The 18,092-nt window shown below is 56.6% G+C and carries 13 protein-coding genes and 6 pseudogenes; 8 read left to right on the top strand and 11 right to left on the bottom strand.

The window, feature by feature from the left end:
- Positions 1-9: 9 nt before the first annotated feature.
- Positions 10-897, top strand: coding sequence for a hypothetical protein (locus tag ASC90_RS12405; RefSeq protein WP_244480370.1), 888 nt, complete (start codon positions 10-12; stop codon positions 895-897).
- A 172-nt stretch (positions 898-1,069) separates the two neighbouring features.
- Here ASC90_RS12405 and ASC90_RS12400 read toward each other — a convergent pair whose 3' ends face one another.
- Complete coding sequence (locus ASC90_RS12400) at positions 1,070-2,158, bottom strand: Fic family protein (protein WP_056540459.1); 1,089 nt, start codon at positions 2,156-2,158, stop codon at positions 1,070-1,072.
- Positions 2,159-2,365: 207 nt separating this feature from the next.
- On the opposite strand from ASC90_RS12400, the gene ASC90_RS12395 reads away from it, so the two are divergent.
- Together ASC90_RS12395 and ASC90_RS12385 are read left to right on the top strand one after the other, a co-directional pair.
- Positions 2,366-4,723, top strand: coding sequence for a hypothetical protein (locus ASC90_RS12395; RefSeq protein WP_200950886.1), 2,358 nt, complete (start codon positions 2,366-2,368; stop codon positions 4,721-4,723).
- Positions 4,724-5,003: 280 nt separating this feature from the next.
- Positions 5,004-5,402: a GFA family protein gene (locus ASC90_RS12385; protein ID WP_156392912.1), complete on the top strand. Its 399-nt coding sequence runs from the start codon at positions 5,004-5,006 to the stop codon at positions 5,400-5,402.
- A 78-nt stretch (positions 5,403-5,480) separates the two neighbouring features.
- Here ASC90_RS12385 and ASC90_RS29860 read toward each other — a convergent pair.
- The 4 genes and pseudogenes from ASC90_RS29860 to ASC90_RS29855 form a co-directional block, all read right to left on the bottom strand.
- Positions 5,481-5,597: pseudogene (locus ASC90_RS29860) on the bottom strand (cysteine hydrolase); the annotation flags it as partial.
- 361 nt (positions 5,598-5,958) lie between these two features.
- Positions 5,959-6,798, bottom strand: a complete 840-nt coding sequence (locus tag ASC90_RS12375; RefSeq protein WP_056540448.1) for an SDR family NAD(P)-dependent oxidoreductase — start codon at positions 6,796-6,798, stop codon at positions 5,959-5,961.
- A gap of 846 nt (positions 6,799-7,644) precedes the next feature.
- A pseudogene (locus tag ASC90_RS12365) lies at positions 7,645-7,992 on the bottom strand (molecular chaperone HtpG); the annotation flags it as partial.
- A 229-nt stretch (positions 7,993-8,221) separates the two neighbouring features.
- Positions 8,222-8,338: pseudogene (locus ASC90_RS29855) on the bottom strand (hypothetical protein); the annotation flags it as partial.
- Between the two features lie 354 nt (positions 8,339-8,692).
- On the opposite strand from ASC90_RS29855, the gene ASC90_RS30395 reads away from it, so the two are divergent.
- The 3 genes and pseudogenes from ASC90_RS30395 to ASC90_RS12360 all read left to right on the top strand — a co-directional run bounded on the left by ASC90_RS30395 (position 8,693) and on the right by ASC90_RS12360 (position 9,753).
- Positions 8,693-8,836: a hypothetical protein gene (locus ASC90_RS30395; RefSeq protein WP_156392911.1), complete on the top strand. Its 144-nt coding sequence runs from the start codon at positions 8,693-8,695 to the stop codon at positions 8,834-8,836.
- 42 nt (positions 8,837-8,878) lie between these two features.
- Positions 8,879-9,004, top strand: a pseudogene (locus ASC90_RS29845) (IS3 family transposase); the annotation flags it as partial.
- A 191-nt stretch (positions 9,005-9,195) separates the two neighbouring features.
- Positions 9,196-9,753: an NADPH-dependent FMN reductase gene (locus ASC90_RS12360; RefSeq protein ID WP_056540578.1), complete on the top strand. Its 558-nt coding sequence runs from the start codon at positions 9,196-9,198 to the stop codon at positions 9,751-9,753.
- A 288-nt stretch (positions 9,754-10,041) separates the two neighbouring features.
- Here the strand turns inward: ASC90_RS12360 and ASC90_RS12355 are convergent.
- From ASC90_RS12355 to ASC90_RS12330, 6 genes and pseudogenes are all read right to left on the bottom strand, one after another.
- Positions 10,042-10,734: pseudogene (locus ASC90_RS12355) on the bottom strand (IS6 family transposase).
- Between the two features lie 343 nt (positions 10,735-11,077).
- A complete protein-coding gene (locus tag ASC90_RS12350; protein WP_056540439.1) occupies positions 11,078-12,148 on the bottom strand; it encodes a histidine kinase dimerization/phosphoacceptor domain -containing protein in 1,071 nt (356 codons plus the stop codon).
- A 104-nt stretch (positions 12,149-12,252) separates the two neighbouring features.
- Positions 12,253-12,528 (bottom strand): hypothetical protein, encoded by a 276-nt coding sequence (locus tag ASC90_RS12345; RefSeq protein ID WP_056540436.1) that lies wholly within the window; start codon positions 12,526-12,528, stop codon positions 12,253-12,255.
- Between the two features lie 90 nt (positions 12,529-12,618).
- Positions 12,619-12,914, bottom strand: a pseudogene (locus tag ASC90_RS29840) (DUF6481 family protein).
- Positions 12,915-12,942: 28 nt separating this feature from the next.
- A complete protein-coding gene (locus tag ASC90_RS12335) occupies positions 12,943-13,167 on the bottom strand; it encodes a hypothetical protein (RefSeq protein WP_056540427.1) in 225 nt (74 codons plus the stop codon).
- Between the two features lie 122 nt (positions 13,168-13,289).
- A complete protein-coding gene (locus tag ASC90_RS12330) occupies positions 13,290-13,499 on the bottom strand; it encodes a cold-shock protein (RefSeq protein WP_056540424.1) in 210 nt (69 codons plus the stop codon).
- Positions 13,500-14,070: 571 nt separating this feature from the next.
- Between ASC90_RS12330 and ASC90_RS12325 the strand changes: the two genes are divergently transcribed.
- On the top strand, positions 14,071-17,181 hold the full coding sequence (locus tag ASC90_RS12325; RefSeq protein WP_056540575.1) for a response regulator: 3,111 nt from the start codon (positions 14,071-14,073) through the stop codon (positions 17,179-17,181).
- Positions 17,182-17,343: 162 nt separating this feature from the next.
- A complete protein-coding gene (locus ASC90_RS12320) occupies positions 17,344-17,910 on the top strand; it encodes a 2'-5' RNA ligase family protein (RefSeq protein ID WP_348270869.1) in 567 nt (188 codons plus the stop codon).
- Positions 17,911-18,092: the final 182 nt, after the last annotated feature.

The following is an 18,092-nucleotide window of genomic DNA, read 5'->3' as shown; positions in this document are numbered from 1 at the left end:
GAGCCATAAGTGGCTCGATACATTCACCGTACCCCAACGGGGCGCAAGCAGCAGGCTGTATCTACCGAGCACCAATTGTGCGCAGAAGCCTTTTACTTGTCAATCTCAAGCTGGACGAGACTCCATCTTGGAAGAAAGCCGCCGCTCACCTATCGCATAAGTCCCCGAGTTATCTTTCGGTTTTGCGTCAGAGTTTTGCGACGTTGCAGAATTGAAATTTTTGCGACAAAACCCTCGAACTTTTATCACATTTTTCCGGACGGGGACAAAGTCAGCATGATCATCGTCGTCGAGGGCATCAGCGCGGCCGGTAAAACAACTTGGTGCCACCAACGCGCTGGCGAATATCTTATTAAGGAAAGCTACCCGGAGAAGCGTCCGGACCGGCATGCTGACCCGAGTGAAGCGGCCCGCCTTTGGACGGAGTGGAATGCAAAACGATGGTCCGACGCTGTTGCGATGGAGCGAGCCAAAGGTCTTGCTGTTTGCGACACAGATCCGCTGAAACTGCATTTCATCTGGGCGCTCTGGCAAGTCGGCGAGGCACAGGAGGCCGATTGGCTTTCCCAGCTAGAGTTTTCACGAGCAGCTGTTAGTGACCGCCGGCTTGGTTTTGCCGATCGCTACATGTTCAAGACGATCGATCCTCTGCTCGCCCAACAGCAGCGGGATCGCGACACAGCCAGACCGCGGCCGAATTTCGGCCTGCATCTTCGGCTGCACAACTCGCTGGTGCGGTGGTATGAGACGATCGCGAAGGTGATGCCGGAGAGGCTGATCTGGGGACTTCCGGGAATGCTTCCCTCGATCGAGATGACGGCCAATCCCCGTCGCTATGATTTACCGCTGTTCGACAGGTTCATCGGCTTGTTGCCCGGGCGGAGCGGGGGGCCGTAGGCCTTTTGCACGTCGGGCGTATTGCCGGCCGATCTTTATGTGGCAATTTCATTTTTTATATAAATAGCAGTAACTTAATACCGGTCGCTCGATTGTGCTTCGCCTTGAAAGGACTCGAACAGCCGTTCGCCTAGATAATGACTTTGGTGGTGTTCATTGGAGTGGTAGCGAATTATTTCTGCAATGACAGTGAGTACCGAGTATGCCGACGTTCACCCGTACGCGTCAGTGCACCGATCTCCACGAGTTGCTGAAGGTCGCGTGTTGCTGTAGCGCGGGATGTATCTGTGATCGAGATATAGTTTTCGGCACTTAGACCTCCCTTGAAGCCAGCCGTGCCTTCCTTGAAGATGCGCGCTACTACCTTTTCTTGCCGCTCGTTCAGCTTGTCCCGAAAACGATCATAGAACTTTGCTTTTTGGATGAAGAAATCTACGCGCTCAAGCGTCGCCTGTTGAGCATCCAGGATAGTTTCTGAAAAGAAAATGACCCAGTCGGTGATATCAAGCGTGCGCTGGTGCCGCTCAAGCTCTGAGTAATAGGCCTTCCGGCGCTTCTCGATTGTGAAGGCGAGTGAAATGAGGCTTGGCTGCCCTATGTTTTGCGCTAGGGATTTCTCGGCGAGCGCGCGTCCAATTCGGCCGTTGCCATCCTCAAATGGATGTATGCTTTCAAAGTAAAGGTGTCCTACCGCGGCGCGCGTCAAAGCTTGAAGCGCGGATTGATTGAACCATGTGCTGAAGGTCTCCATCTCAGCGGCAACCTGGCGAGATGGGGGAGCCTCGAAGTGGATAGTGGGTTTGTCCAATCGACCCGATACAATCTGCATGGCGTCTTCATGCGTGCGGTAAGCACCAACCGTTTCAATATATCGGTTTCCGGCCATCAGCATTGAATGCCAGTGGAACAGTCCCTCATGACACAGCGGCCTATGCCAACTTCGATAGACATCCGCCATCATCTCGGCGATCCCCCGCTCTTGGGGGCGGATCTGTCTATCATCAGTGTTTAGCCCGAACTGCCGGCGGAGTGATGACTGGACACTCACGCGGTCCAGAAATTCCCCCTCAATCTCTGAGGTCTTGACCGCTTCGTCGCTCAGCAACTCAATGCGAAGTTGGTTGCTGTCGTCATCGTTGAAATGTCGAACAGCACCGATAACCTCGCCGGCGGACTGCAAGAATTTCTGCTCCAACGATATCAGGCTTGCGGTGTCGTATCTGAAGTTTGGCCAGTCAGTGTTTTGCCAGTTCCATTTCATGAGTTATAGAATCCCTCTCTATAGCTCATAATTATTGCTGAAAATGAGCTATTGCAAGCCCGTCTATTGCTCAGCACCACAATCTGCAGCTCTCCATTCAAGAAGCAGCGATCGACAGCTAACCTCTTGCCCTAAACATATTTTGTTAATGGGCGCCCCCTATTTCCGCTCGCCCTCGGCACTGGTGCCGAGCGAAAAGGAATAAGCATGACCAAACACGACCTTTCATCACGACATTTTCAGCGAAAAATTTCGGAATTCTGCGAGCTTCGTATCGCTCCAGTCGCATCCAGGCGGGTGTTCGAAAATATACGGCCCTATCTGGCCAGTTTGATCATCTACCGCAAATCGCCCCCGCTCCGGAGTGGCCAACTCGACTGGACGGCGATAGGCCAAGCCTGTGGTGTCGAAACTGAGCTGACGGTAGAACTGAAACAGCAGCTCCGACCGGGCTTGGACGCAATCATCCGACGGCTCGACGGACCGCCAGCAGTCGAAGGACAACGGCCACCGAAGCCGACGGCTCGCCCGGGAAAATTGGCGCGCACCATAAAGGTAGCCTCGGCGACTTCAACCAGAAAGCCTCAACGTGCGACGGCCGATGGCATCGTTGCCCCATCTGGATCGGTGCCACGTGGGCCGACCCCAAAACCGATCACCCCTTTCCCGGAACCACTATTCGACGCGACAGAGGACCCGGCGAGTTTTCAGAATGCATTGGTCTATCATATGCATCGGTTCGGCGACACCTACTGGCAGCTTTACCGCGCCGTTGTTCATCTGAATGAGACCTTCGACAATAAGACGCTGCTATCCTGGATCCAGGGAGCGCGCGTGCCCCGATCTGTTGCCAGTTTCAACATCCTCCGCCGCATCGAGCGACGCTATCGACTTTCAGAGGGATATTTCAAAGAGAAACTGCCGCATCAGGCACGCTCGCTGTATGGTCACGATCTCGGTGACATCAGCCCAGCTGAGCGTCGACGGATTTCACTGCACCTGCCCGAAGACTTCAACAGCCTGCCCTTTACCAAGCGCGAGGAGATCCTCGATTGGGTGCGCCGGGTGATCATTTCCGGCTCTACGGAATATCGCCGCTATCAGGCGGCGGCCAGCAAGCAGCGATATGCCATCCGATTTCCCGGCGTCACCTATGGCAGCAGTTTTCTTTCCTCTCGGTCATTGGCATCGGCGGCCGGCACCAATCAAAACGTTGCCGCAGAACTTGATGACCCTGATCTGCTCTCCGGCATTGTCGACGCACCGCCGAGACTTGCCATGGAAATGGCTGATCTCATCCGCTTCAAGACTTCGACGCTGACGGCGATTGGGTTCCAACGGAACGGCGTCTGGGGTGAAGAAACGGCCTCCAAGAAGATTGAGCACCTCGGCTTGATGTTTGGTGCGCTTGCTGCCTCGCCAAACGGTGTCGTGAAGGGTTTCGGTGTGCCAGTCAGCCAGTTAAGCTTCGGCCTTCTCGTCTTCCCTGGCGTTTGGGACTGGTATCTGCAGTGGCGGGAACAGCGACGTGGCTTCTACACCAAGTGGGAAGAAGACATGCTGATGGTCGCCCAAGCCCTATCTCGCGCGGAAGTCGGTTGGATCCGGCAGCATCCGGAGCTGCTTCGGAATGTCAGGCCCATTGCGGGCTTGATTGAGCAGGAAGAAATCGATTTCGCGGCTCGCGATTGGCATGGCGCCTGTGATGCGTTTCACCGACATGCCGCTAACCGTTCCAAGGAGATCCAGCGAGTGATGCGCGTGCATCGCGATCCATTTGAACCGATCATGTGTGTACTTGAAGCGGACAGCCCGCTGGCGGAATATCGTAAGATCACGGACGAGATCGTGAGACACATGCCGGATGAGAAGAGATATCCACGACCGGCCGCCGAAGCCGTTAGATCATTCCTATTGCTTCGGCTGGGCCTGCACCTTGGGCTCAGACAGAAGAATCTTCGCCAACTTCGTGTCTGCCCCCGTGGACACTATCCGACGTCAGAACGCCGGCTGGAGGATATGAAGTGCGGTGAGCTGCGCTGGAACGACCGCGATCATGGGTGGGAGGTCCTTATCCCATCGGTCGCGTTCAAAAACTCTGGCTCTTCTTTCTTCGGACAGAAGCCGTTCCGGTTGATTTTGCCCGACCTTCTCGATCTCTACAAATACCTTGACGCTTACATCGACAGGCATCGTGGAGTTCTGCTTGGCGGTGCGAAAGATCCCCAAACGCTATTCGTCAAGACGGTGAAGACGACCAGTATTGATGCTGCTTACAATTCGACCACATTCTACGAGGCTTGGCGGACTGTCATCCAACGTTACGGCATCTATAATCCCTATACCGGACGGGGTGCGATCAAGGGCCTCCTGCCGCATGGACCGCATAACCTGCGGGACATTCTTGCGACGCATATTCTGAAGCAGACCGGATCCTACGAGCAGGCGAGCTATGCCATTCAAGATACGCCCGATGTCGTGCAGCAGCACTACGGCCGCTTCCTTCCGCAAGACAAGGCCGCACTGGCCGCAAAGATCCTCAATCAGGTTTGGGAAGCGGCGTAAGATCGAATGAGATGCTCGGCTCGGATACCCAGACATGTTGCATCTGGGCCGAGCGTCCTCGTCTCCGCCTTGAACGGATCCGAACCACGGACCTGTTGATTTTTAGCATAGAGAACGGGCTCGTCGTTCATGACGCGATCTCCCGACACATTACGACCACGTCGGGCATTACCGAGCTTCCGGATTCTTTTCCGAGGTTGATGCGGTCCGTTTCACGTCGTAACTTCCGCTTCGTAATCTTGGTACAAGACGGAGGACACGTGATACTCGGAGGCTTGACATGAAGTTAGGTGCAAAGGGGAGTTGCCACTGCGGCAAGGTTACGATTGTGGTTGCCTATGCTCCCTCCGCCGTAACCGAGTGCCACTGCACGATCTGCCGCCGCTACGCCGCACTGTGGTCCTACTACCCGATTGCAGATTCCTCGTTTGTCGGCGACACCGACGTCTATACGTGGGGTCAAAAGAACGTTGCCTTCCATCGCTGCGGAAACTGCGGTTGCGTGGTTGGATGGACACCCCGTGGCGACTACCCCGAACGCGCCGTCAACGCGCGGATGCTCGATCCTTCCATCGCTGCGGAAACTGCGGTTGCGTGGTTGGATGGACACCCCGTGGCGACTACCCCGAACGCGCCGTCAACGCGCGGATGCTCGATGGTTTCGATATTCGCGAAGTAATACATTACGTGGAAGAGGACGCGTCGGTCTGATTGCCGCGCGACCAACGCCTCCCTCTGAAAGGATTCGTTGCAGCTAGCCGCCTACCCAAGGCGAGTATGTCAGCTTGTCGAATACGCGTGCCGGCGGGATGAGCTTTTTCAACGTTGGCACGATGTCCAGCAAGTCTGGATCGAGTTGCTCGCACGTCATTGTTCTCATCAAGGCTACGACCCGGCACGGTGGCGCCTTCGGCATGAAAGGCAGATTTAGCTTCGCGTGCGCGAGCTCTTCAGAGACAACGGCATCAAGATTCCTGTGCCCACAGTCCATATCCAGGGTGGCCCGGCGGGCAGGCGGCCAATCGGTGTGGATAGCGAGCTGTGGTCGCACCAGCCTATCTCCAGCGCGCCCAAAAAGGGAAACGGCGGCCTCCGCGGAGGAGGCTTGGGCCTCACGCTCAGGAACCTGATCGGTTCAAACAAGGGACTATCGGGTCGTGCTGACGCGCCTGGTTCGACAAACCGTTTCAAAAGAGCCGTAACCTAAGAGAACGTGCAAATCCGGTGACCGAGCGTCAGAGCTTGTGTTGCTCGACCGCGGTGAAGCGCAATGCCCTTCCATCAGTCGCAACCAAGCTGTCCATCTCCCTTTCGAGTTGGTTGCGGTCGTCAACGCCCCTCAACAGACGACCAGCAAGCGCATCGTAACGGCCGGCAGCGATGTCCGCGACCAGAAGTGCAGCACGAGAAGGCTCGACATTGACGCCGTCGTCGAAGAGCTTCTGAATGCCTGGTAGATAGGTTTTGCCAGCCTCCGACGACAGCTGCATTTCGGTCATCGCGCTTCGAACAAGCCCCGGGTCTACCGCGAAGGCGCGCACGTTTTGAGCAATCGTCGTATCGTTGAGACACTCGGTCAGGCGCATTACCGCAGCTTTACTGGAGGCATAGCCGGAGCCATGTGGAAAGCTGTTGCCTGTTCCACCACCGACAAGGTTGACGATGCGGCCCTTGCCGCGCGCCAACATTGTTGGAGATGCCGCGCGGGAAGTGTGGAAGGTGCCGCGCAGATTGATCTCTACATCCCGCCACCAGACGAGCGGATCACACTCCCATACCGGGCCGAAAGCCTGGAACGAGCCATGGTTGTTGACCAGTGTGTCGACTGGACCCAATTCGGACACAATCCGGGCAAAAGCGCTTTCGACGGCGCTATACTCGGTCACGTCGGTCGTCACGGCGATTGCTCGCCCGCCCTCGCCTTCAATCAGCGCGACCGTTTCCTCGATCTCAGTCGCTGTTCGCGCAAGCACGGCAACCCTAGCGCCCTCCCGCGCCTGGTGTAGTGCGATCTCCCGACCAATTCCCCTACCGCCACCGGTGACGACTGCTACAGTGTCCGTAAGCCGGGCCATTTTTGTACTCCTCGTTCCGTTATGGGGTCGGTTAGCCGTCGCCAGTATGTAGACGATACTGCGTGATGATCAATGCTTTCGCCCGGCGCACTCACATCTGGGCGATATGGCCACTGCCTATTCTAACGATGAGGTCAAAACGGGTCCCTCAAAAGTAGAGGCTTTGAATGACGCGTCACTCGTCTACGCGGCCTTTGGCGGGGGTCGTATCAATCCAACCGCCTGGCGAGCTACTGTGACCGCGAGGCTCTCAATCCTTCGTTTTCCGAGTGCGCCTCGCGCACGCTTTCGGCAATGCCTCAACGCGCTCAACCCAACATAAGTGGCTGAGCTGGCATTTTCGGCTACAGTGTCTCCAATCCCCCGGAAGGCTGGGGTTGGTGCTTTCTCGACGAGACTATGGTCGAACTGCCTGACCAGACGCCCCAAGTCAGGCCCATCCCGAAATACTTCTAGATCCGGAGCCCGAACATGGACGCCCATTCGCGCCAAGCTCAGCTGTTTCCCGTTCTGACCCAATTGCAGATTGAGGTCGCTAAACGGTTTGCAAGTGGTGAAGCCAGGGTTTTCAGTCCCGGCGAACCTGTCTCTGGCATTGGTGACAGGCATGTCCCTGCATGGCTGGTACTTTCCGGCCGGCTGGATGTCCTCGGGAAAATCGGTTCCCACGCCGAGACTGCCATCGTGTCCCACGGCGCTGGGCAATTCTCAGGGGAGCTAAACCAACTATCGGGACGGCCTTCCATGGCGGGCTCACGCGCAGGCGATGACGGCTGCGTTGCCATCCCGTTTGACGCCACTCACGTCAAGGCACTGATCATCAGAGGCCTCAGGGCTGGCAACAGACTGGCCATCCAGCTTGGGGAATTGGGACAGGTCGGCAGAGCCCTGCGTTACCGACCTAAACGCCTTCCCTTCGAATTCGGGTGCATTCATCGTCCAGAAGCTATCGACCGAGTCCGTCAACAGCAGAACTTCTATCCCTCGAGCACGGAAACCCTCCAATTGCGGCGATGCCTTCAACTGTTCAAGGTTGCCGCCAGCCAGATAATAGATGACGCTTTGCTCGCTCTTCATGTCCGTCACGTACTCGCCAAGCGACCTGAAGCCGTCGCCTGAGGCTGCTGTCGTCCGGAATCGTGAGAGCGCAAGCAGCTGAGAGCGGCGTTCGTAATCCTCGTAGATGCCTTCCTTGGGAGTTGTCACGTTAGCGAGCAGTGAACGGACGAATGGCGTTGCCCGTCATAGATCAGGCGATGGCTCTCGTGACCGCCTTCCAATGCGCCATCGCACTGGGGTGACAACTCCCCTCAAGCATGGCACTGACGGATTGTCCGGACGGGCAAAGCTCGCCGATCATCCAGTTAGAAAGCGCTTCGCGGTCTCGTCGCGTCATGCGGCCAAAGCCGACATACTGCAAAATCTATGCGCAATACCGACGTGCTGTTCTCCCGCCGAAATCATAGCTAGACGGTTCGTCGGCTCGGACACCGATCTGCTCAGCGAGGTATTCGACAGCATCGTTTGGGATCAATGTGCCATCGTCAGCGAAAAAGCCGCGTGCGCTGAAAAACTTTAACTGCGAGGCAAGCCGAGCCTCGTCGCGGCCGGTTTGGAATTGATGAAATCAATGTCGGCGAAGCTCAGGCTCCATTGGCCGACAATGTCCGAACTCGAAATACCCGCACTCATTAAAACGCTCCTCAAATTGGAGCGCAATGTCACGACCGGGCACTTCTCGGGTCAATCCTCCACGCCGTGTTCCCACAACGTTCTGCGAGTTGGCCAAAATCGCAGCTTCGGGCCGACTGGGCCTGGTAGAAGTCGTAGAGCTCGAGTGATTGGGAAAGCCGCAAACACGTGCTCATCACGATCGTTACCGATCAGAGATGCTTTGATTGTCTCGACGGAGGAGTGGCAACTGACATCGCGCAATGACGCGAGGACGTCGGGATCGCGCTCGCCGGAAACGATTGCCCGGATGATCTTCATCCCGGTCACGCCGGTGATGTCGGACAGGGATGCCACGGATACATAAGCTCGCAAACCTCGGTCCCGTGGGTGTTCTGTCGTCGTGTTGTACAACACCGTACGTCCGCACTCAGCGCTCAACTACAAGCCACCAGCACCCGAAGCCACCGTGTGGCCGCGTCAGAACGGACCGGCATCAACCCCGGCGGTAGCGGCCAGACCCAGCATGCACTAACATTAAACCCGGATCACCCGATTGGGGCAGGCCAACCTCGCCATCAGCAAGATACGGTTGCCGATATAGCGAAGCGAAACCGTATGGAAAACAAATGACAAAGTCCGACCCACTACCACCTTTCAGTTGGTTCCTCAGCAAGGACCTAACGGGTGACATACAGGCGATTGTGCATGGCGATAGGTGAATCGATGAAAATACTCGCAATTTCAGGCAGCGCACGCCGACTGTCCACCAACACTGCATTGTTGAAGGCGATGCAAGTCATAGCTCCGACAGGTATCGTCATCGACGTGTTTGATGGCATAGGGGATTTGCCTGTCTTCTCGCCCGACCTCGAAGGTTCTGACGAGCCCGATAACGTACGGCTTTTTAAACAGGCGATTTCGGAGAGTGACGGGTTAGTCATTTCCAGCCCCGAATACGTTCGCAGTATCCCCGGCGGATTGAAAAATGCGATCGATTGGCTCGTTTCTGGTGATCAGGTGATTGGGAAATCCATTGCTCTTGTCCATGCCTCGCACCGCGGAGACGACATGCTAAACATCCTGCGAACGGTGCTTTCGACGGTAAGTTCCAATTTCAATGAAAGTCTGTTCTTTCGACTTCCGGTGATGAAGGATACGTCGGAACAGATCCTTGAGATTCTCGAGGCCCCTTCCAATCGAGAAATGGCCGAAAGATTTCTCGTAGACTTCGCTTCCTTCTGTCAAAATCGAGGTGTCGATAGTCCGAACTTCCAACTGTGATGTCAGCGAGCGTATCTGACGGCGGTTGTTGTGTATAACCGGCGAAAATCACACCGCATAAAAGGTACCAAAAGCGCTTAGAGTGTCATTTCGCCTCCTCCCGGAACCGACTCCCTTTACACAGGTCTGTGCAAAAGCAGATTCGTAAATCCATGCTTCGGACGAAACGCGCTCGAATGGTAGGTGGGCGCCTTTCGCACATCACATGCACCGCACTCCGGCAAGAGAAGAAGCGGAGTTGTCACGTTAGCGAGCAGTGAACGGACGAATGGCGTTGCCCGTCATAGATCAGGCGATGGCTCTCGTGACCGCCTTCCAATGCGCCATCGCACGGATGCGTGATTGGCCAGTGCTGATCGTTTGTGCCGTGGGGTGACGAAGAGATTTCGAAGCGCCGAGAAGATCGAGATGAACCGCTGCAGACTTCCCGGTGATCGGAAACCTTGCATTGTCCTCTCCCGTTTTCGCAGCGGCAAATGAGAATTTTCCGCTCGATTGACCCTTGTGGGATCGGTGCTCGACAGCCGACATAACCTCTCGCTTGGCCGCGCCATACGAGCGCAGTTTATCGGTGATGATCCGCTTGGGTGGCATGCCTGCCTTCTTCAGTAGCCTGATGAGCAACCGCTTGGCGGCCTTCGTGTCGCGTCGGCTCTGAACAATCTCGTCGAGAACATAGCCRTCCTGATCAACAGCACGCCACAGCCAGTGCTTTGTGCCCGCTATGGAAATCACTACCTCATCCAGATGCCAGACATCCTGGCGCSAGGGTCGTCTGCGACGAAGTTGCTTTGCGTAGGCCGGCCCGAATTTCCTTCCCCATCGACGGATCGTTTCATATGAGACGACAATTCCGCGTTCCAGCAGCATTTCCTCGACAAGGCGTAAGCTCAGCGGAAACCTAAAATATAGCCAGACCGCATTCGAGATGATCTGTTGCGGGAAACGGTGGCGCTTGTAGCTGACGGCAGAACTCTTCATACCACCGTCTCTATGCCAAATTCACTGACGTCGCGTTTATGTGACAACACCTCATGATCTGTTGCGGGAAACGGTGGCGCTTGTAGCTGACGGCAGAACTCTTCATACCACCGTCTCTATGCCAAATTCACTGACGTCGCGTTTATGTGACAACACCCTCCGTCGGACAGGATGATGCGCCGATCGTTTATCCCTGGGCTTCGAAGATGAAATCCGACGGCGCCTGAGTCGGCCTCGTTAGCTTAAAAGCGGCGCTGGCTAGATCGCGCCACTGCGAAGCCCGCCACGACCTAGCTTGCCCGCGCTGTGACCAGACCTCTTAAATTCTCCCTGTCGCGTAGCCTCAAATGGCTTCCTGTTTCTCGAACACAATCGTCACCTTCATTCCCGTGCCCGGCGTGGATTCCACCTCCACAGCCGCCTTTGTGTTCTGCTTGATCGATTGCACGATCATTGCGCTGAGTTTCCCGCGCCGCGGCCAGTCGGTCGGATTGCTGAGACCGACGCCGTCGTCCGAGACGGAGATCCTGCAGCCGGTATGATCCGCTACGCAGCGCAAGACAATCTCGCCGCCTTCACGACCCTTGAATGCGTGTTTGAGCGCATTGGTCATCAACTCGTTGACGACCAAGCCTACCGGCATCGCAACATTGACGGAGACGGGCCATGTGTCGACTTTCATATCAAGGCGAATACCTTGAACTGCGTGTGCGGCCATAACCGCGGAGGCAATCTGGCTCACATATGTCCCGAGATCGACGGTTTCGGCCGCGTTGGTATCGGAGAGAGAGCGGTAAAGGATCGTCAGCGCATCTACCCTGCCTGCAAGTCGGTTAAAACGCGCGCCGTCGTCGGGATATTGGGCGTTCCGGGCTTCTATACGGATGAGGGCCGTGATCATCTGAAGATTGTTTTTGACCCTGTGTTGCAACTCCCTCAGGAGTACGTCCTTCTCTGCCAGGGTGCTGGCTAGATCAGTTTCAGTCTGGCCGGCATTCCTGATCGCGATAGCGACAAGCCGAAAGATGGGCACGCCGGCTTCATCGACAATCGTATTCGACCAGGCGTCAATCATCGCCTGTGGCTCCGGGTCGGCCGATGTCGCAAAAGACCCGAGATATTCTTCGCCCGCTAAAAGTGCAATTGCCAGATCTTGATCTCCACTGACAGAGTGGATTAGGGGCAGCGAGGACCAAGGCTTTCCTTGTAGCTGCTCGGCCGAGGCGCCCATCAAACGCTCAAACTCGATGTTGACGTATATGATCAACTCACTCGGCGCGAGTTCTGCGACGGCAACGCCGAACGGAACGTGATCAAGGAATTGCCGGAAGCGGTCATCGTCCAACACTTCCGCAAGATGGGGAAGGTCGGCCACTGTTTCGGGGCTCATCGGGGATGCGTCAGCTTCGCTCATTTTGCAACTCACAACGTTTATCGTGTGGTGCTTATCATGTCGCATGAAGCGGAGCTAAGGGATTCCGTTTTGAGATCGCTAACCGCGCTGGACGCGCTCCGGCCTCAGGCGCGGTCGTAAGTAAAGGACGTCAGAAGCGTCGTCACAAAGTTGCTGGCTCGTTCCTTCACCAGCACCTCTGTCCATTCATCCGTGCCGCGGAGCCTGAGATCTGTGTAGATGCTATCCACAGCGGCTTCTTCGATCCGCTTTATGTTGGTATTGAAGGCTACTTCACCACCGGCATGATACATGTCGCGTATGATCATGCGCAGGATTTCCTGGATTGCAATTTGCCAGGACGTGTTGATTGCCTGGAGCTCATTTGTATCCGGCGCCATGAACGGCTCCTATGAAGTGAGTAAGTTCCGGTATGATTGAATGACGCCCGTCGTGTCGCCGTACCACCTTTGACAGGGCAAGCCCGAAGGCTAAGCCTGCCTGGCCTTGCGGATGGCGTAGCGTCTATCTCGTTCGGCCTTGCGGGCCGGCCTCGTCTGCTGCTCAGCGGCAAAGGTCTCAAGTCGAGTACGCTCCTCAATCTGGCGTTCGCGTTCCGCACGGCGGGCGTCACGAGCTTCAACAAGCGAAATGCGCTCGGCCTGCCTGGCGAGTTGTGATGGCTCGGCAGCCACCTTGGGAGCTCGGTATGCAGTGAGAAGAGATGCCTTGGCATCCGCAGCAGCGGAGCGTCGGTGGTGAGTTCGTTGTTTCTGGCGTTTTTCAAATCCTGATCCTGTCATAGATGGGGATGATCAACTGGCCTTGGCGCGTGTGGCAAGGCGCGCTGATGTCGCAGACGCCCGGTCGTCTTGCTCCTTGGCGAGGCGCGCCTCTCGCAACCTGAAAGTCTTGGCATCGCGCGCCTGGGCGACAGATTCGAGCTCTTCCACCGCGTTGTTCTTGGCGAAAAACTCCGTCTGGAGATTGCCGAATGCGACCTCTGCCTGCTGGCGAGCTTTACTGTATGTCTCTGTCATTGAATTCCTCCGGGGCCTTGAAGCCGTAACGAAAAAGGCCAGGCAAACTGCCTGGCCTCGATTTGATAGCGTGCTTCCGGCAGTGCCAGTACATCCGTGGTCAAAGGGAAGCAGATATCGAATTAAGCGTTCTGGAGGTTACAAGCGGACATCTTGCCCGATTTGTTGTCACGCTCGAGATCGTAGCCAATCTTCTGGCCTTCGACGATTTCGCGCATTCCTGCGCGCTCGACGGCCGAAATATGAACGAAGGCGTCAGCGCCGCCGTTGTCAGGCTGGATGAAGCCGAAGCCCTTGGTGGAATTGAACCATTTTACTGTGCCAGTGGTCATGATGAACCCTTTCAAAGCATAGAGTGAGGAGCCGCGAAGCAAATGCCACGCAGATGAAACCGACTATTTTTGAGAGGGAAGTTCGCTTAAAGCGCGGTGCCAATCGCGCGGTAGACAAAGCTCGGCAAGCAAAAGATCGATGACCAATATCTAGGGGGTTTCGCCCGGCATGTCAACGCTTAGTTTTCTCTCGCGCAACAACGCTCGTCTTGATTGTACTGGTTTAAATATCGCGGCCGCTGTTCTTCGGATGTAACAACACCTACAGACCGAACCGATCAGATCCATGGCTCAAGGCAGGCTGCCTCCCGATCGTCCACAGCAAGAATGCGCCCGCAACCAGAAACGTGTCGGGTCGTAGCGTCGTCCGTCAATTGAGCCGCGGCAGCAGCGCCAAGACCGCTACGATCGCTTGTTCCGGTTGTCGTCACATCGACACAGATCTTGAAAGCATGAAAGACTGGACAACGAGCGTTGCCCGCCTATTTCCTGTCCGCTGAGATTTGATGGGATTGGCATGAGCACACCAGCTTCAGAACAGTATCAGGATATTTTCATCGGTGACGGCGAGATGGCGCAGATGATGCGCGATCACGACTGGCATGCTGCGGGGCTCGGTTCGCCCGAACATTGGCCGCAATCCCTGAAAGTGGCACTTCGCTTGCTCTTGACCTCCCGCTTCGAAATGTGGCTGGGCTGGGGGTCGGACATCAAGTTCTTCTATAACGACGCCTATCGCCCCACACTTGGAAGCAAGCACCCCAATGCGTTGGCAGTCCCCACCAAGGTTTTGTGGGCTGAAATCTGGGATGACGTCAAAGGTCGCCTCGCAACCGTCTATGAAACGGGTCAGGCGACCTGGGATCGTGCCTTGCTGCTCTTGCTCCGGCGCGACGGTTATTCCGAGGAAACCTATCATACCTTCTCATACAGCCCGCTGATCGGTGACGACGGTAAAGTCCAAGGCGTCTTCTGCGCGGTGACCGAGGAAACGGAGCGGGTCATTAGTGAGCGGCGTATGGGGACGCTGCGGCAGCTAGGCTCCGCCCTTGCTACATCGGACAGTACTGCTGAAGTCAATAAAGCGTCCCGCGCTGTTCTGGCCGACAACTCGAAGGACCTTCCCTTCAGCCTGCTCTACCTCTTTAACGACGATGGTAGCGCGAGCCTTGTCTGGACAAATGGCATTGAGGAGAGCCATGCTCTGGCGCCGAGCACGATCATTGCCGGAGATGGCTCGTGGGATCTCGACGCGGTTCGAACGAGCCAGGAGCCCGAGTTTGTCGACTTGGCTTCCAATGACGACCTACCCACCGGTGCGTGGACGAAGCCGCCCATCCAGGCAGCGCTCGTACCGCTGATCGGCCAAGGCGCTGACCAGCCCATTGGGGTGCTGGTCAGCGGGCTCAATCCCCATCGACGGATCGAGAGCGATTACCTCGACTTCTTGAAACTGGTCAGTGGCCAGATCGCCTCGCGCCTTGCAAGCGCGCAAGCCTTCCAGATGGAGCGGCGACGCGCAGCCGTTCTGGCACAGGCGGCGCAGATGCGCGACGCTGCGGCCGTTGCCCTCGAGCAGGTGAACCGGCAGTTGCTTACCGAGGTCGAACAACGGACCGCCGAACGCGACCGGCTGCACGATCTGTTCCAGCAGGCACCGAGCTTTATGTGCATCCTGCGTGGCCCGCAGCACATGTTCGAGCTGGTCAATGACGCTTATCTCCAGCTTGTGGGCCATCGGGAGTTGCTCGGGCTGACGGTGAGAGAGGCGCTTCCGGAGTTAGCGGGTCAGGGCTTCTACGAATTGCTCGACGACGTATTTCGATCGGGCAAAGCGTATGTCGGACGCAACCTGCCTGTCTACCTCAAGCGGGCGGAAAACGAGGAACCCGAGGAGCGTTTCGTCAACCTCATCTATCAGCCGATTGCTGATGCTGGTGGTGAAGTCAGCGGCATCTTCGTCGATGGCTTTGATGTCACGCACCAGAAGCGGGCCGAAGAACAGCTACAGGCGTTAAACCATACGCTGGAGCAGCGCGTCGACCAGCGAACAAGAGAACTGAGAACAGCGCTGCTGCAGCTGGAGAACGAGTCTGCCGAGCGTGAGGCTGCCCAACTCGCTCTGCGTCAGGCGCAGAAGATGGAGGCGCTGGGCAAGCTTACCGGCGGCGTGGCGCATGACTTCAACAATCTGCTGCAAGTCGTGAGCGGTAACCTGCAACTCCTTGCTAAGGACATTGCCGGCAACGAGCGTGCCGAAGTCCGCGTGCAGAACGCACTTGCCGGCGTCGCCAGGGGGGCGAAGCTTGCTTCTCAGTTGCTCGCGTTCGGCCTCCGGCAACCCCTCGAACCGAAAGCGCTGAATGTGCGCAAGCTGATCCAGAACATGGACGACATGCTACGTCGAGCGCTTGGCGAGGAGATCGAACTGGAGACTGTCATTTCCGGTGGGTTGTGGAATACGTTGATCGACCCGGGTCAACTTGAAAATGCGATCCTCAATCTCTCGATCAACGCCCGGGATGCCATGGACGGCCGCGGACGGCTGACGATTGAAACAGCGAACTCGGTCCTTGACGATGAGTACGCCCGAGCACACGAGGATGTCCGACCTGGACAATATGTGATGGTCGCCGTCACTGACACCGGGTCCGGCATTGCACCGGATGTGATCGAACATGTTCTCGAACCTTTCTTCACCACCAAGAGTGAGGGCAAAGGAAGCGGTCTTGGCCTTTCCATGGTGTATGGCTTCCTGAAGCAATCGGGCGGCCATCTCAAGATCTACAGCGAGGTGGGTCACGGCACGACGATGAAACTTTATCTTCCAAGAACGATGGAAGTCGAAGACAGCCTTGTCGATTCAACAGCAGCGCCGATCAAGGGAGGCACGGAAACCGTGCTGGTGGTCGAGGACGATGACGGCGTGCGTGAAACGTCGGTCGCTCTTCTCACCGATCTCGGCTATCAGGTCCTGAAAGCCCGGGATGCCCAATCGGCATTTACGATCCTCGAAAGCGGCGTTCGCGTTGATATTCTGTTCACCGATGTTGTCATGCCGGGGCCGATGCGCAGTACCGAGCTTGCGCGAAAAGCAAAAGCGCTTGACCCCGCGATCGCAGTCCTGTTCACGTCCGGATACACGGAGAATTCGATCGTCCATGGCGGGCGACTGGACGCGGGCGTTGAACTGCTTTCCAAGCCCTACACTCGCGAAGCACTAGCCCGCAAGGTCCGTCATGTTCTGGGCAACGCGGCACAACAGAAACTCGCGACAGAGCGTCTGGCTTCAAAGCAAGGCTCCGACGCATCGACGCGAGTGTCGAACCGGCAGCTTCGAATCCTCGCCGTCGAAGATGAACCGCTTATTCTGATGGCCACGGTCGACATGCTGACGGAATTCAATCATACGGTGCACGAGGCATCCTCGGGCGAGCAAGCATTGAGCATTCTTGAAAGTGAAGTCATCGATGTTTTGCTCACCGATATCGGCCTCCCCGGCATGTCAGGATCGGACCTCGCGCGGACCGCCAGGGAAAGGTGGCCGCACGTTCAGATCATATTTGCCAGTGGCAATACGATAGGTGGGGCGCAAGCCGGGATCGAAAACACTCTACAGCTTTCAAAACCATTCACGGCAGAAGCGCTAGCGGCCGTATTGGATCGAGCGATCTTGAAGTAGAAGGCGGCGAATAAGTCCGTCAGTCGCGGTGGCTTCTTCGCATGGCCGTTTTCTGCAGCGTGGAGAGAGTTATGCGACCGTGAAAACACTTCAGCCGCTCATTTTGACGGCACGCGTGCAGGAACGCGATGTCGAGCCGTTCAACTTTTTGCGTCAAACACAATTTCCGCCCGATCGCAATTTCTTATCGGCCCACCTGACGATGTTTCACCGTCTGCCCGGCGAAAAATCGCACAGATTTGCGGGCATCTCGTCGAGGTTGCAGCCGGGTACACCCCAATCACAGTCGACGTCAGTGGCCTTCGTCATCTGGGCGCCGGCGTGGCGTTCACGATTGTCAGCTCGGAGCTGCAGGAAATCTACGCCACACTGAAGCGAGCCTTCATGCCGTGGCTGGGCGGACAGGACATGCAGAAGTGGCAGCCACACATCACGATCCAGAACAAGGTCTCGAAATTGGCGGCAGATACCTTGCACGCAGCTCTGATGGAGAAATTCCGACCCCATACGGTCGAAATTGTCGGGCTGGATCTGTGGCGGTATCTGGGTGGTCCATGGCAGCACAAAACCTCTGCCATGCTTAGGCAAGCTTCCCTGACACGCGTGGCCGCTCCATGGGTCCGAGCCGCACGGTCTTCCAGCCTTCATACGTTTGAGCCCTCCATGAATCTCGTCCGAAAACGAAAAAGCCTGCCGCGGGAGGAGATGCGGCAGGCTTTCCGAAAATAACCGAACAACGGCTGGGAGAGGTGCGCCGCTGTTCCGACAGAGGTCCCTCGGGAGGAGGAGTGGGCCGTCTGAAACCGAAGCTCTGCGGGAGGGTTGCATCGCTTCGATGGGAATGAAGATAGCCAAAATCGTTGCACAGAAAGCAGTCTTTGTTGCAGTGCAGCTGCCCGACGCGCAGGGGG

The organism is Rhizobium sp. Root1220 (assembly GCF_001426265.1).
In the GTDB taxonomy this organism is placed as follows: Bacteria; Pseudomonadota; Alphaproteobacteria; order Rhizobiales; family Rhizobiaceae; genus Rhizobium.
Note: the sequence above shows the minus strand (reverse complement) of the source record. Positions and strands in the feature narration are given on the sequence as shown.

Coding starts and splice junctions, on each gene's coding strand:
- ASC90_RS12400 (WP_056540459.1), bottom strand. CDS start 2,158: ATGAAATGGAACTGGCAAAACACTGACTGGCCAAACTTCAGATACGAC.
- ASC90_RS12395 (WP_200950886.1), top strand. CDS start 2,366: ATGACCAAACACGACCTTTCATCACGACATTTTCAGCGAAAAATTTCG.
- ASC90_RS12385 (WP_156392912.1), top strand. CDS start 5,004: ATGAAGTTAGGTGCAAAGGGGAGTTGCCACTGCGGCAAGGTTACGATT.
- ASC90_RS12375 (WP_056540448.1), bottom strand. CDS start 6,798: ATGGCCCGGCTTACGGACACTGTAGCAGTCGTCACCGGTGGCGGTAGG.
- ASC90_RS12360 (WP_056540578.1), top strand. CDS start 9,196: ATGAAAATACTCGCAATTTCAGGCAGCGCACGCCGACTGTCCACCAAC.
- ASC90_RS12350 (WP_056540439.1), bottom strand. CDS start 12,148: ATGAGCGAAGCTGACGCATCCCCGATGAGCCCCGAAACAGTGGCCGAC.
- ASC90_RS12345 (WP_056540436.1), bottom strand. CDS start 12,528: ATGGCGCCGGATACAAATGAGCTCCAGGCAATCAACACGTCCTGGCAA.
- ASC90_RS12335 (WP_056540427.1), bottom strand. CDS start 13,167: ATGACAGAGACATACAGTAAAGCTCGCCAGCAGGCAGAGGTCGCATTC.
- ASC90_RS12330 (WP_056540424.1), bottom strand. CDS start 13,499: ATGACCACTGGCACAGTAAAATGGTTCAATTCCACCAAGGGCTTCGGC.
- ASC90_RS12325 (WP_056540575.1), top strand. CDS start 14,071: ATGGCGCAGATGATGCGCGATCACGACTGGCATGCTGCGGGGCTCGGT.